The organism is Bradyrhizobium sp. WYCCWR 12699 (assembly GCF_032144035.1).
Taxonomy (GTDB): domain Bacteria; phylum Pseudomonadota; class Alphaproteobacteria; order Rhizobiales; family Xanthobacteraceae; genus Bradyrhizobium.
In genome coordinates this window covers 42,599-69,281 of sequence record NZ_JAVTJN010000004.1, presented here as the reverse complement: position 1 = coordinate 69,281, position 26,683 = coordinate 42,599, and the positions used below count along the sequence as shown (strand labels likewise).

The 26,683-nt window shown below is 60.4% G+C and carries 17 protein-coding genes and 3 pseudogenes; 12 read left to right on the top strand and 8 right to left on the bottom strand.

Annotated features, from left to right (window positions below; all coding sequences use genetic code 11):
• Nucleotides 1-19: 19 nt before the first annotated feature.
• The 3 genes from RPS27_RS03770 to tcuA are packed head-to-tail and all read right to left on the bottom strand — an operon-like array spanning nucleotide 20 to nucleotide 3,458.
• On the bottom strand, nucleotides 20-889 hold the full coding sequence (locus RPS27_RS03770) for an ABC transporter permease (RefSeq protein WP_128955089.1): 870 nt from the start codon (nucleotides 887-889) through the stop codon (nucleotides 20-22).
• A gap of 10 nt (nucleotides 890-899) precedes the next feature.
• Nucleotides 900-1,895 carry an ABC transporter substrate-binding protein gene (locus RPS27_RS03765; protein WP_206733163.1) on the bottom strand — a complete coding sequence of 332 codons (996 nt, stop codon included), beginning with the start codon at nucleotides 1,893-1,895 and terminating at the stop codon, nucleotides 900-902.
• A gap of 54 nt (nucleotides 1,896-1,949) precedes the next feature.
• A complete protein-coding gene (gene tcuA, locus RPS27_RS03760) occupies nucleotides 1,950-3,458 on the bottom strand; it encodes an FAD-dependent tricarballylate dehydrogenase TcuA (protein WP_128929691.1) in 1,509 nt (502 codons plus the stop codon).
• 130 nt (nucleotides 3,459-3,588) lie between these two features.
• Here tcuA and RPS27_RS03755 point away from each other — a divergent pair, with 130 nt between their 5' ends.
• From RPS27_RS03755 to RPS27_RS03735, 5 genes and pseudogenes are all read left to right on the top strand, one after another.
• Nucleotides 3,589-4,338 (top strand): electron transfer flavoprotein subunit beta/FixA family protein, encoded by a 750-nt coding sequence (locus RPS27_RS03755; RefSeq protein ID WP_128929692.1) that lies wholly within the window; start codon nucleotides 3,589-3,591, stop codon nucleotides 4,336-4,338.
• The gene (locus tag RPS27_RS03750) at nucleotides 4,338-5,276 is read left to right on the top strand and encodes an electron transfer flavoprotein subunit alpha/FixB family protein (protein ID WP_128955090.1); all 939 of its coding nucleotides are present in this window, start codon (nucleotides 4,338-4,340) and stop codon (nucleotides 5,274-5,276) included. Before RPS27_RS03755 ends, RPS27_RS03750 begins: the two co-directional genes overlap by 1 nt.
• 296 nt (nucleotides 5,277-5,572) lie before the next feature.
• Nucleotides 5,573-6,433 (top strand): tyrosine-type recombinase/integrase, encoded by an 861-nt coding sequence (locus tag RPS27_RS03745; RefSeq protein WP_128929693.1) that lies wholly within the window; start codon nucleotides 5,573-5,575, stop codon nucleotides 6,431-6,433.
• Between the two features lie 9 nt (nucleotides 6,434-6,442).
• Nucleotides 6,443-7,621 (top strand): IS91 family transposase, encoded by a 1,179-nt coding sequence (locus RPS27_RS03740; protein WP_128955091.1) that lies wholly within the window; start codon nucleotides 6,443-6,445, stop codon nucleotides 7,619-7,621.
• 374 nt (nucleotides 7,622-7,995) lie between these two features.
• A pseudogene (locus RPS27_RS03735) lies at nucleotides 7,996-9,008 on the top strand (IS701 family transposase); the annotation flags it as partial.
• A 50-nt stretch (nucleotides 9,009-9,058) separates the two neighbouring features.
• Here RPS27_RS03735 and RPS27_RS03730 read toward each other — a convergent pair.
• Nucleotides 9,059-9,295 carry a response regulator transcription factor gene (locus RPS27_RS03730; protein ID WP_128929695.1) on the bottom strand — a complete coding sequence of 79 codons (237 nt, stop codon included), beginning with the start codon at nucleotides 9,293-9,295 and terminating at the stop codon, nucleotides 9,059-9,061.
• A gap of 2,008 nt (nucleotides 9,296-11,303) precedes the next feature.
• Here RPS27_RS03730 and RPS27_RS03725 point away from each other — a divergent pair.
• Nucleotides 11,304-12,418: pseudogene (locus tag RPS27_RS03725) on the top strand (IS630 family transposase).
• A 411-nt stretch (nucleotides 12,419-12,829) separates the two neighbouring features.
• Here the strand turns inward: RPS27_RS03725 and RPS27_RS03720 are convergent.
• From RPS27_RS03720 to RPS27_RS03705, 4 genes are all read right to left on the bottom strand, one after another.
• A complete protein-coding gene (locus RPS27_RS03720) occupies nucleotides 12,830-13,624 on the bottom strand; it encodes a phosphosulfolactate synthase (protein ID WP_206733162.1) in 795 nt (264 codons plus the stop codon).
• On the bottom strand, nucleotides 13,624-14,901 hold the full coding sequence (locus RPS27_RS03715; protein WP_206733161.1) for a 2-methylaconitate cis-trans isomerase PrpF family protein: 1,278 nt from the start codon (nucleotides 14,899-14,901) through the stop codon (nucleotides 13,624-13,626). The genes RPS27_RS03720 and RPS27_RS03715 overlap by 1 nt, the downstream gene beginning before the upstream one ends.
• A complete protein-coding gene (locus RPS27_RS03710; protein WP_128929697.1) occupies nucleotides 14,846-16,258 on the bottom strand; it encodes an MmgE/PrpD family protein in 1,413 nt (470 codons plus the stop codon). Before RPS27_RS03710 ends, RPS27_RS03715 begins: the two co-directional genes overlap by 56 nt.
• 574 nt (nucleotides 16,259-16,832) lie before the next feature.
• Nucleotides 16,833-17,009: a hypothetical protein gene (locus RPS27_RS03705; protein ID WP_164933831.1), complete on the bottom strand. Its 177-nt coding sequence runs from the start codon at nucleotides 17,007-17,009 to the stop codon at nucleotides 16,833-16,835.
• Between the two features lie 355 nt (nucleotides 17,010-17,364).
• Here RPS27_RS03705 and RPS27_RS03700 point away from each other — a divergent pair, with 355 nt between their 5' ends.
• From RPS27_RS03700 to RPS27_RS03675, 6 genes and pseudogenes are all read left to right on the top strand, one after another.
• Nucleotides 17,365-18,291 carry a tripartite tricarboxylate transporter substrate binding protein gene (locus RPS27_RS03700; protein ID WP_164933830.1) on the top strand — a complete coding sequence of 309 codons (927 nt, stop codon included), beginning with the start codon at nucleotides 17,365-17,367 and terminating at the stop codon, nucleotides 18,289-18,291.
• Between the two features lie 189 nt (nucleotides 18,292-18,480).
• Nucleotides 18,481-19,281 (top strand): IclR family transcriptional regulator C-terminal domain-containing protein, encoded by an 801-nt coding sequence (locus RPS27_RS03695; protein WP_164933829.1) that lies wholly within the window; start codon nucleotides 18,481-18,483, stop codon nucleotides 19,279-19,281.
• 25 nt (nucleotides 19,282-19,306) lie between these two features.
• Nucleotides 19,307-23,062, top strand: a complete 3,756-nt coding sequence (locus tag RPS27_RS03690) for a hydantoinase B/oxoprolinase family protein (RefSeq protein ID WP_128958244.1) — start codon at nucleotides 19,307-19,309, stop codon at nucleotides 23,060-23,062.
• A gap of 16 nt (nucleotides 23,063-23,078) precedes the next feature.
• Nucleotides 23,079-23,780 carry a ribonuclease activity regulator RraA gene (locus RPS27_RS03685; RefSeq protein WP_128929700.1) on the top strand — a complete coding sequence of 234 codons (702 nt, stop codon included), beginning with the start codon at nucleotides 23,079-23,081 and terminating at the stop codon, nucleotides 23,778-23,780.
• 46 nt (nucleotides 23,781-23,826) lie between these two features.
• A pseudogene (locus tag RPS27_RS03680) lies at nucleotides 23,827-25,028 on the top strand (pyridoxal phosphate-dependent aminotransferase).
• 236 nt (nucleotides 25,029-25,264) lie between these two features.
• On the top strand, nucleotides 25,265-26,611 hold the full coding sequence (locus RPS27_RS03675) for an IS5 family transposase (RefSeq protein ID WP_128929701.1): 1,347 nt from the start codon (nucleotides 25,265-25,267) through the stop codon (nucleotides 26,609-26,611).
• The last annotated feature ends 72 nt before the right edge of the window (nucleotides 26,612-26,683 follow it).

Genomic DNA, 26,683 nt, shown 5'->3' with positions numbered 1-26,683 from the left:
ATGCCGGATGTGTCCACGCTCATCGATGGCTACCCACTTTTCCGTTACCGTGCCAGCGGTGAATGGTAAGTGCTTCGAGCGAGCCAAACACGCCACGTTCGATAAGGAGACCGATCAGGGCCAGGCATACGATGCCGACGAACATCGTGGATACGTCCATATAGGAACGCGCCGCGAATATCATGAATCCGAGGCCATGGGTCAACGCAGCTAGCATTTCGGCCGCGACCAGCGTGCGCCACGAATGCGCCATTCCAAGCTTCAGCCCCGAGATCAGCGCCGGCAGCGCACCGGGTAACAGCACACGCCGAAAGATATCAAACCGGCTTGCGCCCATGCTGCGCACGACCCACAAGGAGTGTCGGCCGATTGCGCGCACGCCCTGGATAGTACTGTACAGAATCGGAAAGAAGGCACCGAGGAAACAGACAGCAATGATCGTGATATCGCCTTGACCGAAAATGACCAGGAAGATCGGAGCCCAGGCAACTGCCGGTAGCGGCAGTAACAGGCTCAGGAGTGGGGAAGCAATCAGATAGGCCGTCCTGTTGAGGCCCAGGAAGAGGCCCATTGGGATGGCCAGCACGCATGCCAGAGCGAACGAACTCAGCGCACGCCACAAACTAACGACAATATGCGTCAGCAATATGCTCTTGGCGGGATCGGCTGGATCAAGCAGCACCCACGCGCGCCGCGCGATATTTGATGGCGAAGGCAGGATCGTCGCATTGATCCAGCCGAGACGTACCGTTGTCTCCCATATTAACAGGAAGACGATGATTGGCAGCGCGAACAAGAATGCCGATGCCGCCCCGCGGTACAAGATGCTACGCAGCCTCTGCTCGTCGGCAACACCCGCGAACGGCGCCGACGGCGTCGCGTTAGACATGATGGAGCCCTTAGTTGGTAGATGACGCGAGTTTCGCCGCTTCCTCATAGAATTGATTGCGCACGAGGCTCTTGAAGTCCGGAATGTTGGGAATCTTTCCGGCCGCCTTCATAGACTCGGCAACCGGCATGAGCTCGTCGGTCATCGCGTCGGTCAGCTTTGGATCGACGTTGATCCGCGTCAAGGCAAGCTCCAGCGCCTTTGGATCGATGTCCACGCCCTGCTTGCTGATATCGGCTGCAACCTTGCTGGCGGCATCGTCCGGTTGCGTCTTCATGTACGTGCCGGCATCGATCAACGTGGCAAGATATCGCGCCACGGCCTCGGGATGCTCATCAGCAAACTTGCGGCGCACCAGCACAAGGTTCGGCGATTCACTTACGCCCTTCATCGACTGAATACGCTTTACCACGCCCATCGTCTCGCCAATCGCAACATGCGGCTCCCATGCCACTGCAGCGTCGACAACACCTTGCTGCACGGCGGCTCGCAGGTCCTCAACCTTCATATTGACGATCTGGAAGTCGCCTTCCTTCATCCCGTTCTTGTCTAAAAAGACACGGAAAGTGCTGAAAGAGCCGGATCCGGCAACCGCGCCGATCTTCCTTCCTTTGAGTTCAGCCACCGCTTTGACAGATGAATGGTTCGCGACAATTACGCCGTAGCGATCGCCCCCATACTGATCGGCGGCAATAATGTAGAACAGATTGGGCTGCATCGCAGCCATAGTGATTAGTCGACCTGAGCCTCCGTTGCCGATATCGATTTGCCCGGCGACAAACGCCTTGAGTATTTCGCTTCCAGAGCTATAGCTCCCGATGTCAACCTTAAGGTTGTACTTTGCGCCCCAATCCTTGGTGCGATAAACGTCGTCGGTTGGAACGGCTTGCAGACCTATCTTTATTGTCAGCGCATCTTTGGACGTGGCGTGCGCTGGAATCAGCATCACGCAGGATGCCACAACAAATGCTACACGACGCAACTTGTTTTGGATTGAGCGAGCCATTTTTGTGCCTCCCTGTCGGCAGTTTATGATGCAGTTTGTTCTGCAACTTATTGATCAGGCCGCTGAACGGCTCTTGCTTGCAGCGACTGCCGCAGCAGCGCTCTCACCTGCGATCTTCCCGAATACAGCGCCTGAAGTGAGCCCCGTGCCACCTGGATAGTTATGATAGAACAGCCCCCCGACCAGCTCTCCAGCTGCGAACAAGCCGGGAATCGGAAGGCCGGCTGTATCCTGCACCTGACCGCTCTGGTCAATCTTGAGTCCACCGAATGTGAAGGTGACACCGCACGTGACGGCATAAGCCTCGAATGGTCCTGTATCAATCGTGTTGGCCCAATGGGACTTGCGCGGCGAACTCTCCGCGGAGCGGCCATCTTTCGCATTCGGGTTGAAGGGAACGTCCTGCCGCACCGATGCGTTAAATTCAGCGACGGTCTTGAGAAAGGCGTTGCGATCAACGCCTTCGAGTTGGTCGGCGAGACCCTCCAGGGTATCCGACGTAATCTTGGTGATTTGCCGGATCCTGTATTCGTCGCGCAAAAGGTGATGCACCTTAGCATCGAATACCTGCCAAGCGAACTGGCCGGGTTGCGCTAGGATTTCGCGACCATACTTGGCATAGGTATAATTGCGAAAATCGGCTCCCTCATCAAGGAAGCGTTGGCCTCGGGAATTGACCATGATGCCGAATGGGTAGCTGTGCTTCTGGTAGGCATCCCCTACTGCGAGATCGCCGAACGCCGGAGCATTTTGGTCCCAGCCGACGGCATGTGCTCCGGACCAATGTCCACATGGCATTGCACCAATCGCAAGCGCCATTTGGATTCCAGCGCCGGTATTGAAGCGTGTGCCACGAACTTTCGCCAGGTCCCAGTTTGGTCCGAGATACCGCGCGCGCATTTCCGTATTAGACTCGAAGCCTCCGCACGCCAGGATGACAGCATTTGAATGCAGATCGCGCTCCTTGCCTTGATGCCGGACGCGAACTCCAACGACCCCGCTATTGTCATTGATCAAACTGACCGCGGCAGTTTCGTAAAGAAACTGGATACCCTTCCCTTCCGCGGACTCTAGCAGCATGTCCACGAGACCGGGACCACCACCCCACACTTCCACACTGAGCCCACCCCAGAATTGGAACCGTCCGTTCACTTTGTAGGCTTGCCGCCCATGACTAGTTTGAAACCTAACGCCTTGCTCTCGCATCCACCGAAGCGTCGGCAAGCTGCGCTTGACTAAAATCTCGCATAAGTCAGGATCGGTCCTGAATTGCGTCACGCGAAACATGTCATCGAAAAATTGGTCCTCGGTGTAAGTGCCGAAATCAGTATTGGCTAACGTATCGGGATTGATGTCCGGCACTACGCTTAGCACGTCCTCCACACCATTGAAGACGTATCGCATGGCGCCCGCCGTATAGGTCGAGTTCCCTCCCCGCTCGTCCCGAGGCGCCGCCTCAAGCATGAGGACAGTCGCGCCATTATTGCTGGCGGATATGGCCGCACAAGCGGCAGCATTTCCTGCCCCTACCACGATGACGTCAGCGTCGAATTCACGAGGCATAATACGAGTTCTTTCCTGGCGGGGTCTTGGGCTCGCAGATTCCGCCTTCCCTGCTTCCTGGAATATGGTAGTAGCATGAGATACTATCCTTCAACAGATGTCAACTGCTGCAATTGTTGAGGAAACCCTGATGAAGGTCTTAGTGCCGGTAAAGCGGGTGGTCGATTACAATGTCAAGGTCCGCGTCAAGGGCGATGGATCGGGCGTTGAACTCGCCAACGTCAAGATGTCGATGAACCCCTTCGACGAAATCGCGGTTGAGGAAGCGCTGCGCCTGAAGGAAGCCGGCAAGGCGGCCGAAGTCGTGGTGGTCTCCATTGGACCGGCGCAGGCGTCGGAGACGATCCGCACCGGTCTTGCCATGGGCGCCGATCGCGGCATCCTGGTGAAGGCCGAAGGCACCGTCGAGCCGCTCGCCGTCGCCAAGATCCTCAAGAAGGTTGCAGAAGAAGAGCAGCCCGGCCTGATCATTCTCGGCAAGCAGGCGATCGACGACGACAGCAATCAGACCGGCCAGATGCTGGCTGCGCTGCTGGGCTGGTCGCAGGCGACGTTTGCCTCGAAGCTCGAGGTCGAAGGCTCCGACTTCAAGGTCACCCGTGAAGTCGACGGCGGCCTGCAGACCGTCAAGCTCAAGGGACCGGCGATCGTCACCACCGATCTGCGTCTCAACGAGCCGCGCTATGCCTCGCTGCCCAACATCATGAAGGCCAAGAAGAAGCCGATCGCGGAGAAGACCGTTGCCGATTACGGTGTCGACGTCACTGCGCGCCTCGAAGTTTTGAAGACGGCTGAGCCCGCGGGCCGCAAGGCCGGCGTCAAGGTGAAGGACGTCGCCGAGCTGGTGTCGAAGCTCAAGAACGAAGCCGGGGTGCTCTGATGACTGCGTTGTTGATTGCTGAACACGAACAGGAGGTCCTCAAGGACTCCACCAACAAGGCGCTGACCGCGGCGTCCCAGCTCGGCGGCGACGTCCACGTGCTGGTCGCTGGCGGCGGGCAGGGCACCAAGGCTGCGGCCGAGGTCGCCGCGAAGCTCGCTGGTGTTGCCAAGGTGCTGGTCGCCGAAGGCGAGGCCTACGCGCACGATCTGGCCGAGCCGCTGGCCGCGCTGATCGTTTCGCTGGCCCCGTCCTACGATGCGATCGTCGCGCCCGCGACCTCGCGCTTCAAGAACGTGATGCCGCGCGTCGCGGCGCTGCTCGACGTCATGCAGGTCTCGGAGATCACCAAGGTGGTCGCGCCCGACACCTATGAGCGTCCGATCTATGCCGGCAACGCCATCCAGACGGTGAAGTCGAAGGACGCCAAGAAGGTCATCACGGTCCGCACCTCGACCTTTGCGGCGGCAGCTGCCGGTGGCAACGCGCCGGTCGAAAGCGTCGCTGCCGCGGCCGATCCCGGCCTGTCGACCTTTGTCGGTGAGGAAGTTGCCAAGAGCGACCGTCCCGAGCTGACCTCGGCCAAGATCATCGTCTCTGGTGGCCGGGCCATGCAGAGCCGCGAGAACTTCGCCAAATACATCGAGCCGCTCGCCGACAAGCTGGGCGCCGGCGTCGGTGCCTCGCGTGCGGCGGTGGACGCCGGCTATGCGCCGAACGACTGGCAGGTCGGCCAGACCGGCAAGGTCGTGGCCCCCGAGCTCTATGTCGCCGTCGGCATTTCCGGTGCGATCCAGCATCTGGCCGGCATGAAGGACTCCAAGGTGATCGTCGCGATCAACAAGGACGAGGACGCGCCGATCTTCCAGGTGGCCGATTACGGCCTGGTCGCCGACCTCTACCAGGCGGTTCCGGAGCTGACCGACGCGCTCTCATAACCCCGCTCCACAAGCTTGGTGAGGCGACCGAGAAACGCCTGCAAGTTAAAGTCTGCTGGTGTCTCAGAACAGCCAAACGCCATCCGCGACCACCTCAAAGGCCTCTCGCTCCTGCGCAGGCCACTGTTATATCGACGGCGCCTAGCACTACTTTGGCAGATTGTTGATTTTGCCGCGTTTTATAGGATTGAACGAAGCCGCTGGCGCGGCATGTAGGGAGGCATAGCAAGGATTGCCTCCTGTCTGAGAGGATTGCGGGTTTTCGAAGCCCAACCCTTCAGACAGGAGGTTTTCCGATGGCTGAGATCAGCCCACTTCGCCGCCGCATGATCGAGGACATGACGGTCCGCAATCTGTCACCGGCGACGCAGCAATCCTACCTCAACGCCGTAGCGAAGTTGAGCCGGTATTTCGGTCGCTCTCCCGACCGCCTTGACCTGGAGGATATCCGTGCCTTCCAGGTTCATCTGGTGGCGACGGGGATGTCCTGGCCGGCGCTGAACCAGATCGTGTGCGCGCTGCGGTTCTTCTACGGTGTGACGCTTGGTCATGACACCGTTCCGGAGCGCATCGCCTATGCGCGCCAACCGCGCAAACTTCCGGTCGTGCTGAGCGCCGACGAGGTCGTGCGCTTCCTGGAAGCAGTCCCGAGCCTGAAGAGCCGTACCGCGCTGACCACGGTCTATGCCGCCGGACTACGCGTATCGGAACTGGTCCTCTTGAAGGTTGTCGACATCGACAGCCAACGGATGCTGATCCGGGTCGAGCACGGGAAGGGCGGCAAGGACCGTTACGTTATGCTCTCGCCGCAGCTTTTGAGGATTCTGCGGACGTATTGGCGGCTCACTCGGCCAAAGCGATGGTTGTTTCCCGGCCGCGACGACGAGCGTCCGCTCGTCCCGAACGTGCTGCACGCCGCCTGCCGTTCAGCTTGTGCGGCGGCCGGCTTGAGCAAGTCGGTGACGGTGCACACGTTGCGGCACACATTCGCGACCCATCTCCTGGAGAGCGGGGCCGACGTGCGCATCATCCAGGTGCTGCTCGGCCATGCCAGCCTGGCCAGCACGGCGCGCTATACCCAGGTCGCCACCAAGACCATCAGCAATACGCCAAGTCCGCTGGACCGGCTCCACCTGGAGGTCGTGCCGCCCGGCTGAGCGGGCGCCATGGCTCCGGTTCTGGAAGTGGCGGATATCTTCCGCCGCCACGGCGAAGTGTTTCGACAAGCCCGTGCCGAGCATCTGGGCCGCGTCGAGCGGCGCGTCATGGGCGCGATCACGGCATGCCGGACGGCTGTGCTCGGCGGCCACGTCGAGCAGTGCGATGACTGCGGCGCCACACGCATTGCCTACAACTCCTGCCGCAATCGGCATTGCCCGAAGTGCCAGGGCGCGGCGCGCGCGCAATGGCTCGCCGAACGGCAAGCTGAACTCCTTCCCGTACCGTATTTCCACGTCGTCTTCACCATGCCGGCCCTCGCCGGAGGGATCGCCTTCCAGAACAAGGCCGTCGTCTATGCCATCCTGTTCCGCTGCGCAGCCGAAACGCTCACCACCATCGCAGCCGACCCCAAGCATCTCGGCGCTCAGCTCGGCGTGACTGCCGTCCTCCATACCTGGGGCCAGACCCTGCAACACCATCCGCATATCCACTGCGTCGTGCCGGGCGGTGGACCCTCGCTCGACGGCACACGCTGGGTCGCTTGCCGGCCCGGCTTCTTCCTGCCAGTGCGCGTCCTCTCCCGGCTGTTCCGCCGCCTGTTTCTGCAAGAGCTGCAAGCTGCCTACGCGGCTGGCCAGCTGAGCTTCTTTGGCGCTCTCGCCCATCTCACCGATCCCGCTGCATTCGCCGCGCGCCTTAATCAACTTCGACGGACCGACTGGGTCGTCTATGCCAAGCCACCATTTGGCGGGCCCGAACAGGTGCTGGCTTATCTCGGCCGCTATACGCACCGCGTCGCCATCGCCAACAGTCGGCTGATCTCGCTTGCCGACGGCAAGGTGAGCTTTCCCTGGAAGGACTATCGGCAGAATCGTAAAGCCAAAGTGATGACGCTTGATGCCGATGAGTTCATTCGGCGCTTTCTGCTACACACCCTGCCGGACGGCTTCCATCGCATCCGCCACTATGGCTTCCTCGCCAATGGCGGACGCAACGATAAAATCGCTCTCTGCCGTCAACTCCTTGCTGTCCGCAACGCGCCGACTGATCAAGAAGCCGGCGACGATCCCCTCACCACATGTCAGATCCCCGTCTGCCCGCATTGCGGCGGCACCATGCGCCGCGTCGATGTCGTCCCGCGAGCCCGTGCCCACGACCATCCGTTTCGTTGTGATACGTCATGACCAGCGCCTGCACCATCCACCTCTTCTGTGATCACCTTCGCGGTGGCAACGTCCGAAGTCGCCGTGGCCGCACTCGTCTCCGAACACCCGGCCAATCGTTCGGCCACGCATCCCAGCGCAGCAAATCGCTCGCTGGATCGCGCCCTTGGCCCGATCAATCCGGCCGCTCACATCCGATGAACGTCTCGCCGACGCCCGGCGACCACAGGCGCGCCTTCCCCGCAGCCGCACCCGCTGCACTATTCCCATAGCGCCCACAACTCCGCAGCTTCGTTCAATCCGGCTTCTATGAGGTCGCACCCACGACCGAGCGCGCGGCTCGCGCCTGCCACGCGACCTCACAGAACCCTCAAGATTCCCGAATCAATTTTTCAATGATTCATGGGTGGTCGGCTCTTGGAGGGCTGACCATGCCAGGATGGGAAGACGAACTCGAACGCTGGTTGATGCCGTTCTTGGACCGGCTGGGTCATAAGACCCGGCAGCGGATGTGTCCTCTGTATGTTGCGGGATTGATCGGTCCCGGCGATCGTAAGAGCGTTCAGCCGATGGCGGAACGCCTTGCCACCAGCACCTACGACCAGTTGCACCATTTCATTGCGGACGGTGTCTGGGACGCGACGCCGCTGGGGACAGAGTTGCTCAACCAGGCGGATCGACTTGTCGGCGGCAGGGCTGCGGTGCTGGTTATTGATGACACCTCACTTCCCAAGAAGGGTGAGCGCTCGGTCGGTGTTGGGGCTCAATACGCCTCGGCACTCGGTAAAACGGCAAATTGCCAGACACTGGTGTCTTTGACGCTTGCGAGCGGCGAAGTGCCCGTGATGGTCGCGTTACGTCTCTTTCTGCCTGACAGTTGGACAAGCGACGTATCTCGTTTGAAGCGCGCTCGCGTGCCAGTCGAACATCGAACGCCACGGTCCAAGCCGGAGATTGCTTTGGCCGAGATTGACCGCGCGATAGCAGCCAACGTGCGCTTTGGATATGTGCTGGCGGTGCAGGATACGGTCTCAGCGTACCGTTTCGACTAGGGCTAACAGAGCGCGGGCTGGTCTGGGCTGTCGGAATCCCTCGGCACCTGAAAGTGTACCCGGTCGATGTGAAGCTCATTTGGCCGATTACCAAAGCCCGCGGGAAACCACGAAAGCACCACGTGCCTGATATCTTGTCGATTGGCGCAGAACAAATGCTGGCCAGCGCCAAATGGAAAGCCGTGAGCTGGCGCAGCGGGACCAAAGGTCGGCTGACAGCCCGCTTTGCTGCTCTCCGTGTCCGCACCGCCGACGGCCCTCCTCAGCGGATTTGGGATAAGGGTCAGCAGCATCTCCCGGGCGACGAAGCTTGGCTCATTGGCGAGCAACGTGCCTCAGGGGATCGGAGGAGGTTCACATTCCCGGGACTTGAGGACGTCGCAAAAGCTCGACGTCGCGCTAGTCCTTATCCTCGTCGCGTTTCCTGCGACGGATCTGGGATCAGCTTGAGGCGTATCGCCTTGATGATACCCTGGACGCGGGTCCTCGTAGCAAGCTTTCGCAGGGCGTTCTTATGATAATTGACCGTATTCTCGCTGATCTTCAGTTCCCTCCCAATTGCCCAAGACGATCTCCCTTCTGCCGCGAACTGCAGGCATTGTTTTTCGCGCTCGGATAGCTTTATTGACGTATCGTGGCTCATGTTTGAGGCGCTCCGTATCAAGATCAGATCGCAATGCCGAGACAGCAAGCCCCATGCCAATGGGGGGTTGAGAAAATCAGGCGGGAGGAAATGATTGAGAAAGGGCGGACGATCGATTTGCGTCCCCTTAGCGGTCGAAGCATTACGACATAGGTCGGAAGCTCAACGTCCCCTTTGCAGCATCGGCTACAATGATCGATATCGATCAAGAAGAGCGCGGCCTAGAACGGGACCGTTTTGCTCTCTTCTTCTGCGGCGACAGCGCGGTGTGTAACTGAACAGTGTCCGCTGCGTTCACGAGGATATGAAAGCTCCCTACCACGATACGTGCTGGAAGATGCGTCGCACCATCATGAGCAAGTCGCGAACTCGGATCGTCTCGAGGCTGACCAGAGCTAAGACTGCTGAGTCGATTAGGATTACCGGTTGCCGAATGGATGCGCCTTTTTGACTTTCTGCCACCCAGATCCACCATCCTGTCATCCGCCGCGATCGGCTCGCGGCGGAAATACGCCATGCTTGGGTCATAGGGCATATGGTGCAGCTGCATAAGGCCGGATGCTTATAGTAGGGGTAGACGTTCGCGCCCGTGGTCCACAGCACGATCCTGGCGTCGACCCGGTCCGCAAGCTCACAAACCTGCCAAAGCGCGATTGCGCCGCCTCCTGGTCCGGCTTAAGTTGCGGAAGCCGTGGAAATACCAGGAAGATTTGCTCTATTGGCTTGGCCCTGGACTTGCAATTCAGAGAAGTAGCAGGATTCTCCACCGTCTTGAGCTCGAGGTTGATGAAGGTGTCGGTTCGACGTTCGGCGAGCTCCCGTCGTGAAGTTCGACCTCGACAGCAGCGCCGCTTAGTTGGTGTAGGAAGGTCAGTGGGTTTCCTTCATCGCGTTGGCATAGACGCCGCTGAATGTCCTCCGGCGTTATGGCATGAAAGGCGCGACGTTCTCCTCACGAACTCCGAATCCGAGTAGTCGTGGATTGCCTAAAATCGCTGGTGCAGCTTTGAGTCCGGCTCGGACAGGTTGGTGCGGTCCTCGGCAAGCGCAGGTCCTTCCTTTCCGTGTAACCGGACAGGCAGACGTCGGCGATCAGTGCGGTCAGGATCTGTAAGGGTGCTTGCGCAGCCAGCGAAGCGACAGGAGCGTTGAGCAAGCGGGCGATCCTGCTTCTGGCTCTGCTCGCATCATTATCAATGCGGAAGGGGGTTGCCGAAACCTCGAAGGTGTCTAGTGCATGCGCCCTATTGCATTGTCGTATATCCTGGCAAAGAAACCGAACCGCTTCGGCCATGGGAGGGCCGCGGGCTATCGGCCAAAGTGCGGTACCGCTGACCTCGCCCTGTCCCTTGACGGCAGCGTGAGTAAGCGCCAGCACAATGCATATGCTCCCATCGGCATTCCCATTGTTAAAACGGAAAGCAACTTCGGTTGGTCATGTGAAGCGTACGATACAATTTTTGCTGAGCTAACTCAGAGCGCAGCTGGCTTCTAAGAGCGTCTTGCGCCATTCGTCGCAGATCAAAGCATGATCGAGATCTCACATGATATCAAACGCTGGTTGCTGGTCCTGGTTTCCAAATTGCTTTACATCTCCCGCCATGTCGACGAGTTCAGAATGTTGCGCTTCAAATCTCGCAGATCAAGCGCGTCTCATTGCGACGAGAAGCCAAAAAGCCGGAAGGTCTAGTGGCTCTGCACAGTGATTTTGACGTGTTGCGCGTCCGGCGGTCAGATTAGCTCCGGCAGGCTCTTGGGATCAACGAGGACCTCGATGCTGCGGGGTATCCTTGGCTGCCGTCTGATTAGGCCAGCTCGTTCCAGAGTCAGCACCATCTGGTGAACCGAAGGCGGGCTGACGCGAAAATACTCTTGCATGTCGGTTTCCGCCGGGGCCCTGCGGTGCAGCCGCGTATAGAGGTGGATGAAGGCAAGGTATTGCCCCTGTTTGGGCGTGAAGGTTTTTGCCGAAGGACTCACGCCGGCCATCCGATTCAGTTGTACGTGCGTGCCTCGATCAAGGAAACTCAGCCAAGTCGAGCGCACCGAACTCAAGACCCTGCTCAGCGGCGGCAAGCATGCGTCCCGCAAGCTCAAGCGAGCGCAGATTTTGCTGGCTGCCGATGCCGGGGTCGGCGACGAGGAGATCGCCAGAAGTGTCGGCGTGGGCGGCTCGACCGTGTACCGGACTAAGCGACGCTTCGTGGAACGCAATCTGGAGCGGGCGCTGAGCGAAGAGCCGCGTCCCGGGGCGGAGCGCAAACTCACGGGCAAGGAAGAAGCCTTGCTGGTGGCCACCGCCTGTGCCGGTCCGCCGGAGGGCCGTGCCCGCTGGACGCTCAAGCTGCTGGCAGGTGCGCTGGTCAAGCTCACCGAGCACAAGAGCCTGTCGCACGAGACGGTTCGGCGGCGCCTGGTCGAAAATGACCTCAAACCCTGGCGCAAGGACATGTGGTGCATTCCGCAGATCGATGGCGAATACGTCGCCCGCATGGAGGACGTGCTGGATCTTTACGCCAAGCCGTCCAATCCCGAGCGGCCGGTGGTGTGCTTCGATGAAAGCCCGGTGCAGCTCATCGGCGAGGCGCGCTAGCCAATCCCGGCCGAGCCCGGGCGGCTCAAACGTTACGATTACGAGTATCGTCGCAACGGTACGGTCAGTCTCTTCGTCCTGCTTGACGTGCATCGTCCCTGGCGCAAGGTCAAAGTCACCGAGCGGCGCGCGGCAGAAGACTACGCCCAATGCATGCGCGAGCTCGTCGACATCCATTATCCGACGCCGAGACCATCCGGGTCGTCCAGGACAATCTATCGACTCATTCTGCCGGCGCCCTCTATCAGGCGTTCCCGCCTGCCGAAGCCCGACGGATCTTGCGGCGGCTCGAGTTCCACTACACCCCCAAACGCGCAAGCTGGCTCAACATGGTCGAGATCGAGATCGGCGTCTTGCGGGGACAGTGCCTCGATCGCAGGATCGATGACCCCAAGCGGCTGCGCCGCGAAATCGCCATTTGGGAACGCCAGAGGAATGCCGCACGCTCCCGCATCAAATGGATGTTCACGACAGACAGGGCCCGCGCCAAAATGGGCCGCGCCTATCCCGACACTTCCAAAGAGTCATAATAATTGTGCAGAGACACTAGTACGGCCAGCACACTATCTGGCAAACGGGGACGAACTCGCAAAAGTTCCGCAGCTGACCGCCACCCATTGCGCGCGCAGTCAAACCGGCTGGCCGCCGCAGATTCCGAGTGCGTACGTCAGATCGTGGACGGCATGCTGCGAGAGGCCAAACCCGACAATAACACGATCTACAGCCTGGCTGGCAAGGAGATAACCACAGCGCGATCTGCCGAGCTGGCGACTAAGCCTAACGCATTCAAGCGTGGAGCACGGAATGGCGGCGACGATAGAGCACGTCGCCACCTTCATGCGCCGAGGACTCGGCCCTACGTTGCAAACAACGTCAATTTCCTGCGCGCCGCATTTGCCGTCGCTGAACTTTGTTCGCAGTGATGCTGTGACTTAAGCGTATCACTCGGCGAGAATGGAATAATTGACAGCGCGACCTATCCCGCGACGCAAACCCTCCAGTCTCAGGGCCTGCCCGGGCGCGATATTGGCAAGATTGACATCCGGGCCGAAATCCTGCAGCAGGCCGACATGTTGTTTTGGGTAGCGGTACGGATCAGCCTCAATCAAAATTCGTTCGAACCAAGGCGCGGCCGCCAGCGCCTTGAGCAGATCGGGCGCGCTTTTTGCAGCCATGTCTATCTCGGACTGCTCCACGATAATATGGTCGACGCCTCGATTGGTTAACGAAGTGACGAGACCTTCAAGTTCTTCCATCCGCATCGGCTGCTCGGGGTTCTTACGCCCAAATTCGTAGATAACCGAAAGCCCAAGGCGCTGAAAGCGCTCGATGAACGAAAGACGCTCGTTGTCGTTCAGCGTGATGTAATTTTCCGAAATCTCCAGAGAAGTGAAGCCGATCGAACACAGATGACTACTGAAGCGATCGATTTCGTTGCGCTGATAAGCATATTCGAACAGAATGCCGCCTGAATAGCAGTTCACTCCCGAGTCGCGGTACAGTTTGACGATCCGCTGCACGACCGGTTTTGGCAAAAGCAGTGCGTTCATCGCATAGATCTTGGCGAAGTCGATATACTCGGCCGCGCAATCAAGCAGATCGGCCACGCCTCGCTCTCCCGTCCAACCGAAGCCGTCCGGACCGTAGTCGATAACCGCTGTCATCCCTCGCTTGCGGGGTTTCCCCTGGCGCGCGGGGGGAACAAAGCCATCGTCGTGCGATTGCATCTCACTCATCAAGCTATCTTTCTGGCCAGAGCAGCGGCCAGCTCCTCAAACTTCCGTCGGCGAATATACACGGCCCCATCCATAATGATCCGTGCCGTACGCTCGATTTGCGCGCTCTCGATGATCGGGCCACTTGCTCCCTGAGCGATACTCGAGGCTACTCGCAGCACGCCGCTCGGATGGCCAAGTCGGACGTTCTGCAACGGCTTGCCGATGGCTGCCGCAACTACCGAGTTCGGGACCGAGCAGGCCACTGCGGTACACACCGCACCGGTGACGGCGAGCGCCTTGTGGGGGCGCTGCATGGCGAGCTGCCGAACGCAGATATCGATGTCCGATGCCGCGACCTCATGGCCACCAATAGCCGAATAGGACCTCGGCGGCGAGACCATTATTACACGCGGAATGTTTGGGCTTTTGGTGCGGGCCTCGGCTTGATCTGTCACCAGACCGAGTTTAACAGCCGCCCATCCCCTAACCTGCTCCAAGCGGGACATTAGCATTTCGTTGATGCGTAGCGCGTCCGGCGACTCGGTGCCGACTGCCCCGACATCGACCGCGTTGACAAAAACGAATGGTGTGGCCGCGTCGATCAGTGACACTTCAATGGTCTTGCCATCGATCGATATAGCTTCGCGAGCGCGCCCCGTGGGCAATAGCTTGCCTGATACGGCGCCGGCACAATTGCCGAAATCTAAACGGATCGGCGCCCCCGTATCGGGCACACCGGCGATTGCGCAGTCGCCGTCTGACAGCGGCTCACCATCGCGAACCGGAATGCGGGATACCACGACCTGCCGAGTATTGGTGTTATATATCCGCACAATCGTTTCTGGCTCGACCGCATCGATCAAACCGCGACGGATAGCGAACGGCCCGACCGCGGCAAGCATGTTACCGCAGTTGCCACCTGTCGAAACCGAAGGATTATCAATGCCGACTTGGTAGAATGTATACTCGATCTCGGCATCCGGGCGCGACGACAACTTCACGACGGCGGCCTTGCTGGTCAGTGGATCTGCGCCACCGATACCATCGATCTGGCGGTCGTCCGGCGATCCATACGCCGCGAGCAGGACGGCAGCCCGTTGGACTTCATCCTGCGGCAGATCGTCGTCCAGGAACACGCCCCCCCGACTGGATCCCCCGCGCATAAATGTGCAGCGGATCGGGATTTGATCTCCGCCGCCCGCATTCATTGCGGACGGCATGACCGGATCGACGTTTGCGTTATGCTGCTCGAAGCGACGGCCCATTATCCACCACGGCAGCTTGAGGAACGACATCGGCCTTGGGTTGCTTTTCGAGCGACATCATGAGGTCGCTGATTCGACGTGCTTGCTTCTCTTCGATCACCATAGTCGTCATCGCCAAGAACTTCGCTTCCAGCTCGTCGGAGGTGAGAGGATTGGACGGTTCACCCTTCGGCTCGAGGGAGCTGCGAGTCACGACTTTGCCGTTCTTCAGCGCGATGTCGATCTGAGCCTGACGTCCGCCCAGTCCATAGGCCGCCTCCTTCTGCAACTCGATCTTCCCCATGCCCTCGTGGACAGCCGCCTGCTTGTAGCCGTCCCAATATTCCTTCAGGCCATTCTTTCCGGAGGCCAACGCCAGCGCGATGCTAAATTGCGTGCTGCCCATCGCCGCATTGAGGTTGGTAACTTTTGGCTTTGACGCCTGACGAATCGCAAGCTCGCTCATATGAACGGTAACACGATCGACATTGTCGAGACGCACGCCGTCGAGCGCGAACGCATCCTGCGCGAGGTCGATCGGGCCGTGGGCATATCGGCACGCCGCATGTGGCTTGAATCCGACTTCCATGATCGCGAAATGCTTGCCGAGGTTGTCTTGCAAGTCGTCGAGGCGGACACTGTCCGTGAAGGCATTCAAGAAGCCCTCGCGCGACTCTAGCACTTTCTTAGGACCGCTGAAGCCGCGGCTCGCCATGATCGCCGCGAGAACGCCGTTAAAGGCGGACTTACCGGGGCTAAAGGGTTTTGCCATGCAAGGATCGTCGAGATATGACTGAATGCCCGCCGACTGCATGCAAGCCAATCCGATGGCCCAGGCGATCTGTTCAGCATTGCAGCCCAGAAGCTTCGCGCACATAGCAGCAGCACCGATGGCTGAAACGGTTCCAGTCGTGTGATAACCGCGCTGGCGGTGACCGGGATTGATCGCTTTCGCGATTCGGATTGCCACGTCATAGCCTGCAACAACCGCCGTGAGGACGTCTTTACCTGAAGCGCCCGACAGTTCCGAAATTGCAAAGGCTGCCGGAACGAGAACGGAACCGGCCTTTATCAATCCAGAGCCATGCGCGTCGTCCAGCTCGATTCCGTGCCCCATCATCGCATTAACGAGCGCAGCATTGGGCGTCGGCACTTTCATGCCATGGCCAATGATGGTGCTCTGCGGCGTGCCGGCCCACTCTTTGACAAGCTCGATGACTTTATTTGCTGGCTCGCTGATAGCGGATGCAGCAATTTCATTACCAACGCCATCGCGCAGGATCAGCTTCGCCTTGTTGCTGACGTCAGCGGGAATTTCCTCGAACTTGAGCAAAGCAACGTGCTCAGCGAAACGCATCGTTAGGCCGATGAGGGCCTCAGATTGCTGGGGGGTCGACACAGAGGTCATCGAAAGGCTCCACAAAGATGATGGTAGTAGTGCATAATACTATCATTTGGCGATGTGTCAACGCTATCGGGTCTGAGCTCATGATGCGATCTCGCCCGCGGATTTCAGACGTGGCTCTGCTACAACTACTCATCTTGGCCTTTTAAGCTATCGGAACTGAACTTCCCGATGACGAAGCCATTGAAGGAGACGTCGCAAATCTAAGAAAAAGAGCGTGCGAGCGCCTTCAGGCAAGCATCGGCGGATATCGAAAGCTCCGCTGGGGCCGCTCTTTGATGCGTCGTTGCTGTGATTTTTCTGTGCGCATCCAGAAGACCCCAGATAGCGCAGGTAACGCTCGTCAGGGAGCGACGATGGCTTGCTGAGAGGCCTTCAATTCCACAGCAGCTGGTCGGCGACTCTGTTGGCTGGACGCACAAGTAGCCGCGCAGGACGTCCGAGAGCCACGCTTTGGGATCATCATCGGTCATCTTGCAGGTTCGATGATCGTGTAGACGCCCTCTAGCACGGTGATTACCGGCGTCTGAGCCGGCGAAGGTCGAGTTTCATCTGCCGGCCGACACCCTCGCGCTGTTCAGCAGCGTTGTTGGTGAGGGAAGCGGGTGAACGCGGCCCACCGGTTCAGCAGCAAGTTGATCGCTTTCGCGATGTCGGCGCGGTGCGCCGTTCGCCGGCGAATCCCTCGATCACCCCCGCGGTCGCCAGCGCAGTCGACGAACAGCTTGTCGCCGGCCGCACGCGACTGGCGCATCGCAAACCTCTCCGTCAGCATCCCGGAATTGTAGCGAGATCGTGTCGGCATCTGAGCGACCGGCGAAGAAGCTGCGCTATCGCCGCTCCTACCAACAGCGCGGAGGTCGGCATGCGCGCGAGGACTGTGCGTAATCTCGATACTTCGCTCAGCCTCTTCATCCTGGAAATGGATTCCGAGATTCTATTCTCGGGCGACGTCGGCATACCAGGGCGGGCACGGGACGACGTTTTTAGAGTTTGACGATCTCGTGCAATCTGTGCTCCACTACGTACAAATGTACGCTGAACGTACGAGCGGAGACAGCATGATTACGCGACGGTTATTCCACGTCGGCGTTATTGGGACGGCCGTCATGGCCAATGCGCCTTTTGCCCGGTCTGCCAGTTATCCGACCAGAACGATAAGGTTGGTCTGCCCATTCCCTGCCGGCGGCGTTGTCGACGTGCTGTCTCGGTCGCTAGGACAAACCCTTTCGACCGAGCTTGGCCAGACGGTGATCGTGGATAACCGCGCGGGAGCTGGGGGCATGATTGGCTCTTTAGAGGTCGCGCGCGCTAACCCTGATGGCCACACCTTGCTCTTCAATTCGTCGAGCCTTGTACAGGCGCCGGCCGTTGCCGCCCAGAAACTCTATGATGCGGTGGACGATTTCACGACGATCGGCTCGCTCGGCCGGACCGTGATGCCACTCGTGGTCCCCGCCCTGTCTCCCGCCAACACGATGGAAGAATTTGTCGCCTACGCTCGCGGCAAAAGACTTGCATACGGCACTTTTGGCGCCGGCACCACGAGCCATGCTTTTCAGCAGCTATTTTCCGACTATAACAAGCTCGAGATGGTTCATGTGCCCTACAAGGGCGAAGCGCCGATGCTCAACGATCTGTTGAGTAACCAAGTGGCCTGCGCAATGGGCACGATGAGCACGATAGCGCCTCAAATCGAGGCCCGTACGGTCAAAGCTTTGGCGATGCTATCGCCCGATGAAGTCGACGGCTTTGCAAACATTCCGACATTTAAGAACCTGGGCTATCCTGCCGAATTCGATTGGCGAGGCGGCTTCATTGGCCTGTTTGGTCCGGCAAAGCTTCCCGCGGAGATAACGGATATCCTCGAGAAGACTTTTACCAAGATCGTTTCAACCAGCGCGATGCAAAATATCATGAAGCAGAATTTCGTCGTCGGCAAGCCAAGCGTTGGTCGTGATGCCGCCTCCGAGGTCGCCGCGACGCAAGAAGCATGGACAAGTCTTGTCTCGCGGCTTGGCCTGGTTATTAACTGAAACTCAACAACCCGCCAGGAGTGAACTCCGTAATCTCGTAGAACGCCACGAGCGCAAAATGGACTTTGGCTGGTTGTCAGACGTCAGCTTCGACCCATGCAGGCACCTGCCGAATCACTGCACGCCGCAGATCGTCGTAGCCGACGCGGCAGAGACCCGGGGCTTCCGTCCAGCCGCGGAGAATGCAATATGACGAAGTTGCGAGCCGAAGACACCGAAAGACGTCAGGCAGCGGGCCGCGGGCCCGATTTCCTCGAAGTGCTATCGCGCAGCCTGAGCGTCATCGAGACACTTGGCAATCATCGCGAGCCTCCGACTATCAGCGATCTGGCAAGGGCGACGGATCTTCCCAAGCCGAGCGTCCGCAGGATCCTGCACACCCTGACCACGCTTGGCTATGCAGAGACTTCGGGTCGTACTTTCAGGCTGACGCCAAAGGTCGTCCGTTTTGCGACGTCCTACCTTGCGAGCGGCGGTCACGCCCAGGTGCTGCAGCCTGCCTGTGAAGAGCTCTCGCGGATCACAGGACAATCCTGTCTGGTCGGCGTCCTCGACGGCGCAGAGGTGCTCGTCGTCGCCTACACGATGCCCGAACAACTGATGTCGCGATCGCTAGGGGTGGGCACGCGGTTTCCCGCCTACTGCACCGCGGCCGGTCGCGTGCTGCTGGGCCAGAAGACCGAAAACGAGCTCACCTCCTACTTGGCGAAACTGAAGCCGGTCGCACAGACAGAGGCGACGCAGACCGATAAAGCAGTCATCAAGTCCGAGATCATGGCCGCGCGCAAACGCGGCTACAGCGTGATGGAAGACGAGTTCGTCATGGGATGGCGCACAGTTGCGTTCCCTTTGTATCGGCACGACGGCTCGATCTTCGGAACGCTTAATCTCAACTGCAAAAAATCGCCTACGCTGACCAATGACGAATTCGACCGCTTCGTCGGATTGTGCGGACGGAAAGCGGAATCATTGAAGTCGCTTCTCATATGAGCACCGGATCTGTCGGAGACATTCCTTGACCAAGAAGATCGAAACCCGCCTTGCCATTGACATCGGCGGCACGTTCACCGACGTGGTGCTCGATGGCCCCTTCGGCAGGGTCACCCGCAAGGTCCTCACTACGGTTGCGCAGCCCGAGGTCGGGTTGATGAACGGCGCGAAGCAGCTTCTCGCGACGGTCAACCTCGACTTCTCGAAAGTCGACGTCTTCATCCATGGCACGACGCTTGCGACGAACGCGGTGCTCGAACGTAAAGGCGCGAAGACGGCACTAATCGCGACCGCTGGCTTCCGCGACGTGTTGGAAGTCGGCAGTGAGGGGCGTTACGACCAGTACGATCTGCAACTAACCAAGCCTCTGCCGCTGATACCCAGAGAGCGCCGCTACACCGTGGCCGAGCGCATCGACGCAAAGGGCGACGTCAAGCTCGAACTGGATCTCGCGGAGCTCGCCGAAATCGTCAACAAACTCAGGAAAAGCCTTGTCGAGAGCGTGGCGATCGCTTTCCTGCATTCATATGCGAATTCGGAGCATGAACGGAAGGCCGCGCGCTTCCTCGCCGGGCAGATGCCCGACCTGTCGATCACAATGTCGTCCGACGTCTGCCCGGAAATCCGGGAGTACGAACGCACGTCAACAGCGGCCGCCAACGCCTACGTGAAGCCGCTCATCAACGGCTATCTTGAAAGGATGGAGGCGGCGCTCACGGCAGCGGGCTTCACCGGTCGGCTTTTCCTAGTGACGTCCGGAGGCGGTCTGACTTCCATCGAGACCGCCAAACGCTATCCGATCCGGCTGGTCGAGTCCGGCCCCGCGGGCGGAGCGATCTACGCCGCACAGCGCGCCCGCAGGCTTGGGGACAAGCGGGTCGTCTCTTTCGATATGGGCGGTACGACCGCAAAGGTCTGCCTAATTCAGGACGGCGAGCCGGTCACCGCCAACTCGTTCGAGGTCGACCGGACGCACCGCTTTATGAAGGGCAGCGGGCTGCCGCTGCGGATCCCAGCCGTCGAGCTCGTCGAGATCGGAGCGGGCGGCGGATCCATCGCAGGCGTCGACCGGCTCCGCAGGGTCACCGTCGGTCCGCAGAGCGCGGGCTCGCAGCCGGGGCCGGCCTGTTACCCGGGTGGTGGGTCCGGGGCGACAGTGACCGACGCCGACCTCGCGCTAGGGCTCTTGGATCCCGGCGCGTTCGCGGGCGGACGAGTTCAACTCGATCCGCAGGCAGCCTCCCGTGCGCTCGACGCCGCCGTTGGCAAGAAGCTCGGCCTTTCGAGCAAAACGGCGGCCTTCGCCATCACCGAGACCGTGTGCGAAAGCATGGCGAGCGCGGTCCGCGTGCACGCAGCCGAACGCGGCGAGCCCATCGCCGACTATACGATGATCGCATTCGGCGGTGCGGCCCCACTGCACGCCGCTTGGGTTGCCGAGAAGGTCGGCATCCGCAAGGTGGTCGTGCCGCGCAACGCGGGCGTCGGCTCGGCGGTCGGATTCCTAGAGGCGCCGATCTCCTTTGAACTGATCCGGAGCAAGCACGTCAATCTCGCTTCCGTCGATCCAGCCGAGATCGGCGCTTTTCTCGACGCCTTGGCGGCCGACACCATCGCCCTGGTGAAGACCGAGGGCGCAGAGCTCGTCGAGCGTTGCGTGGCGCACATGCGCTACGTGGGCCAGGGTCATGAAATCTCGGTTGTCCTGCCGGACCGGTCCAAGCCTCTGACGGGCACCGTGCTGCGCGAATGGTTTGAGGATCTCTACGGACGCCTCTTCACCCGGTTCATTCCGGGCGCTGCCATCGAGGTCCTGAGCTGGTCGGTGACTGTCTCGACGACGCGCAAATCCGTCGAACCGACAGCTCTCATTTGGAACATCGGCGAGCCATCGGATGCAGGCGTGCGCGAGGTCTTTGATGGCACGGCCTCGAAGTCCATCGTTGTCCCCGCCTACAATCGTTCGCAGATGGCAAATGGATTGACCATCCGCGGCCCGGCACTCATCGTGGAGGACGAGACCACGACCTTCATCACATCACGCTTCTCCGCCTCCATCGACGGGGACGGCAGCATCGTCATGCAGCGGATCGCCGCCTCGGAACAGGCGGTCGAAACCCGAAATCTAAATTCCGCGATCCACCATCAAGTCCTCTGGAATCGTCTGCTGGCCCTCGTTGAGGAGCAGGCGCAGATTCTGATCCGCACCGCCTTCAGTCCACTAGTCCGCGCCTGCGGCGACGTCTCGGTCGGCGTATTCGACCTTTACGGCCGGATGTTGGCGCAGGCCGTGACCGGCACGCCGGGCCACGTGAACACGATGGCAGAGTCCGTGAAACACTTTCTGGGTCGCTTTCCGACCACAACGATGAAGCCGGGCGACGCCTATATCACCAACGACCCGTGGCTCGGAACCGGCCACCTCAACGACTTCGTCGTTGTCACGCCTTGCTTCCACAAAGACAAGTGTGTCGCTCTGTTCGCCTGCACCAGCCATCTCATGGACATTGGCGGGCTGGGCGCGGGGACTGAAGCTCCGGACGTATTTGCGGAAGGTCTCTACATTCCGTTGATCAAGCTAATCGACGCCGGCACGGTCAACGAGACGCTCATGGCGGTGATCGAAGCTAACACGCGGCTTCCGGTCGACACCATCGGGGATACCTACTCGCTCGCGGCGTGCAACGATGTCGGCGTCAGGCGGCTTCAAGAGACAATGACAGAGTTTCGCCTCGATGATCTTTCGGAGCTCGCCGACTTCATTCTCGAGCGCTCCCGCCAAGCGGTGCTTAAGGAGATCGTGTCGCTTCCGAAGGGAACTTGGAGAAACGAGATGATCGTCGACGGCTACAACGAGCCGCTGACGCTCCGGGCCGCACTGACGATTAACGAGGACGGCATCGTTGTCGACTTTGCCGGCAGCGCCCCCGCGGTGATTAAGGGCATCAACGTTCCCTTGACTTACGCGACCGCCTACACGTCCTTCGCCATCAGTTGCGCCATCGCTGACGACATTCCCAACAATGCCGGATCTCTGTCCCTGTTGAAGGTCCTCGCGCCGGAGGGTTGCATCGTCAACGCCAGGAAGCCCTCGCCCGTCGGAGCGCGGCACGTGATCGGCCAGATGCTGCCGGATCTGGTGTTTGGCTGCCTCTTGCAAATCCTGCCGGAGCGCATCCCCGCCGAGGGCAGTTCGTGCATGTGGAATATCGCACTGCGCGGGACCTTCACAGTCGGAGAGCGCAAGGGGCGCAACTACTCGTTGACGGTTACCACCAGCGGCGGTATGGGAGCCCGCTTCACAAAGGACGGCTTGTCGGCGACAGCGTTCCCAACGGGCATCCAGTGCATGCCAATCGAGATCGCGGAAACGCAGATCCCCTTCGTGTTCTGGCGCAAGGAGCTCCGCATAGACAGCGGCGGTCCGGGGCGCACGCGCGGTGGTCTCGGCCAAATCATCGAGGTCGAGAACGCCGACGGCACCGCGTTCCGGCTCAGCGCCGCCTTCGAGCGCGTCAAGAATCCGGCGCGAGGACGCCTGGGCGGCGAGAACGGCGGGGCGGGCTATGTCGGCCTCGCGTCCGGACGGCCGATCGCCGGCAAGGGGCTTCAGACGATCGAGGCGGGCGACCGGCTGGTGATCCATACGCCCGGCGGTGGTGGTCTCGGCAACCCGAAGGAACGACCGGCGGCGTTGATCGAGAGGGACGTCTTCGAAGGACGTCTGTCGCAGGAAGCGGCCGCTCGTCTTTACGGCCACCGCGACCGCGAAGCTTCATGATCGAAAGAGAGCGGCGATGACGAATATTTCGACTGAGGCCCTGCTAACCCTCGAAAAGACGGCCGTCGCGACCGTCTCGACTGTCCTTCGGCAGAAGGGCTTCGCCCGTGTCTCGCTGCGCGGACCGCGGGCGCTGGTGGAAGGGCAGAAGCGCATCGCGGGGCCGGCCTACACGATGCGTTTTGTGCCGGCGCGCGAAGATATCACGACGACCATGGCCGTAGCCGGCCCCACGTCGCCGCGCACGGTCATGGAGAAGATTCCCGCCGGCGCCGTGGTGGTCGTGGATGCGATGGGGCTGCGGTCGGCCGGCGTGTTCGGCGACATCATCTGCGCTCGGATGCAGACGCGAGGCATCGCAGGTCTTGTCACCGACGGAGCGATACGCGACCTCGTCGGCATGAAGAAACTCAATTGGCCGATCTGGGCGGACGGCACCACCGCGCCGCCCTCGCCGTCCGAGTTCTTCTGTGCCGACACGCAGGTCGCGGTGGCGTGCGGCGGCGTTACGATATTTCCCGGCGACATCGTGGTTGCGGACGACGACGGTGCCGTCGTCGTGCCGGCCGCGATCGCAGAAGCCGTTGCGGTCGAAGCCTTCGAGAAAGATCGCTTCGAGGAGTGGGTCTACGATCAGGTGAAGGCGGGAGCATTGCTCGACGGTCTATATCCACCGAACGATGCGACCAAGGAACGCTACGCGAAAGAGAGGCGCTGATTCTATCGTCAGCGCCCTAATCAAAGGATTTTTCCAGGAAAGCAAGATGTCATTCGTGTCCGACGCGCTCGAGCGCATTCAACCCTCCGCCACTATCTTCGTCACGCGCAAGGCGCGCGAACTGAAGAAATCCGGCTGTGATGTCGTCTTCCTCTCCGTCGGGGAGCCCGACTTCGATACGCCGGACAACATCAAGGAGGCCGCCAAGGCGGCGATCGATAGGGGCGAGACCAAGTACCCAGGTACGCCCGGCGTGCCGGCGCTGCGGGAGGCAGTTGCCGCGAAGTTCAAACGGGAGAACGGGATCGACTACAAGCCGAGCGAAACCATCGTCGGGACGGGTGGCAAAAACGTGATCTTCAACGCGCTCCTTGCGACGCTCAACAAGGGCGACGAGGTCATCATTCCCGCGCCGTATTGGGTCAGCTATCCGGATCTCGTCCTGTTTGCTGGCGGCAGGCCAGTTTTGTGCCAACTTGTCTGTCTGACGGTTTCAAGGTGACCGCGGCGGCGCTCGAGGCGGCCATTACACCGCGCACGAAATGGCTGATTCTGAACTCGCCGTCGAACCCGACCGGTGCCGCCTACAGCGGCGATGAATTGAAGGCTCTTTCCGAGGTGCTGGTCCGGCATCCGCACGTATGGACGCTGTCGGACGACATCTATGAACATCTCACCTACGGCAATTTTGTCTTTACCACCATGGCGCAGGTCGAGCCGGCTCTCCGCGACCGAGTCCTCACGGTCAATGGCGTCTCGAAATCCTACGCGATGACCGGTTGGCGCATCGGTTACGCGGGTGGGCCCGAGAGGCTGATCAAGGAGCTCGAAAAGCTGCAGAGCCAGCAGACGTCGGGTGCCTGCTCGATCGCGCAATGGGCGGCTGTCGAAGCGCTAAACGGCCCGCAGGATTACATTGCCAAGAGTCGTTCTGTCTTCAAGGAGAGGCGCGATCTCGTCGTGTCGTTGTTGAACGAGGCGGATCATCTCAAATGCCCGGTTCCCGACGGGGCCTTCTACGTCTACCCGTCCTGTGCAGACGCGATCGGAAGGAGCACCCGCTCCGGTAAGTTCCTCCGGAACGACGAGGATTTTGCCGCGGCACTCCTCGAGGAGGAAGGCGCCGCGGTCGTGCATGGCGCCGCGTTCGGCCAGGGGCCGAATTTCCGATTGTCTTATGCGACCTCGACCGAGGTTCTCCTTGATGCCTGTGCACGCATTCAGCGGTTCTGCTCAGGGCTCAAGTAGGTCGGTTGTTGCGGGCGCCCAGGGTACGCACCTCAAGCCGCTACTCGCGCAGTTCGTCGCAAAAGTTAGTCGTCCGTGAAGAGCGGCTAAACGACTGAGCTGGGATCGCATTATTCGTTGTTGCCTGTTTTGGGATTGCAGGGTTTTGATGCTTCGGGCATCGGAACCCTGCAATTTCGTTTTGAGGATTCCATCGAATCGCCAGTCATGATTCCGTCCTCGCATCGGAGGTGGCGATGCGACCGAAGAAGCCCAAAGCGACGGGATCGGGCGATCTGTTCCGGGCCAGGCTGGACCAGATCATCAACATGAAGCACGAGCTGGTTCAGCTCGCCGGCAAGGTCGACTGGGACTGGATCGACGGCGAGATCGCGCCGCTCTACAGCGAGAACGGTCGGCCGGGCATCGCGACCCGCTTCATGATCGGGCTCTTGCTGCTCAAGCACATTTACGGCCTGTCCGATGAGGGGGTGTGCGAGCGCTGGGTCCACGACCCGTATTTCCAGTACTTCACCGGCGAAGAGTTCTTCCAGCACGCCTTCCCGCACGAGCGCTCGGACCTGAGCCACTGGCGCAAGCGGCTCGGCGACAAGCTGGAGCTGCTGTTGGCCGAGAGCCTGCGGGTGGCGCACGAGGCCGGCGCGTTACGCAGCCAGGACCTCAAGCGGGTCACAGTCGACACCACGGTGCAGCCAAAGGCCATCACCTTCCCGACCGATGCCAAGCTGCTGCACGCGGCAATCAAGGGGCTCAACCGCCTGGCGAGGAAGCACGGGGTCAAGCTGCGGCAGTCCTATCTTCGCATTGCCAAGACCGCGGCGATGATGGCGGGACGCTACGCCCACGCCAAGCAATTCAAGCGGCATCAGCGGCAGTTGCGCATCCTGCGCAGCCGGTTGGGCCGGATCATCCGCGATATCCGCCGCAAGATCGAAGGTCAGGCCGTGCTCGAGAACGCCTTCGCCCTGCCGCTCGGCAGGGCCTCGCAGATCCGCTCGCAGCAGCAGCGCCAGCGCGGCTGGAAGCTGTATTCCTTCCATGCTCCAGAGGTCGAGTGCATCGGCAAGGGCAAGGCCGCCGCACCCTACGAGTTCGGTGTCAAAGCCTCCATCGTCACCAACAACCGCCGTGCTCCAGGCGGCCTGTTCGTGCTGCACGCCAGGGCGCTACCCGATAACCCGTACGACGGTCACACCTTGCGGGACGTCATCGACCGCACCGAGACACTCACCGGCTGTGCGATCGAGCGGGCCTATGTCGACAAGGGATACCGCGGCCATGACGCGCAAAATCCTCGTCGCGTCTTCATTTCCGGCCAGAAGCGCGGCGTCTTCGGTGTCATCAAGCGCGAGTTGCGCCGCCGCTCCGCCATCGAGCCCATCATCGGACACCTGAAGACCGATGGTCACCTCGGCCGATGCTACCTCAAAGGCCGCCCCGGCGATGCGGCTAACGTCATCCTCTCCGCCGTCGGTCACAACTTCCGCCGGGTCCTCGCCTGGCTGAGGGCTCTTTGGTGCCTGATCCTGACCACCTTCATCGCGGCCGCCAGCGACCGCTCATCGCTACAATCGGCTTCTTAACGGACGACAAGTTAAGGACAATGTGATTGCGACCGCGCCGCCGGCCGCCATTGCGGCAATCGTCGCCTTGTT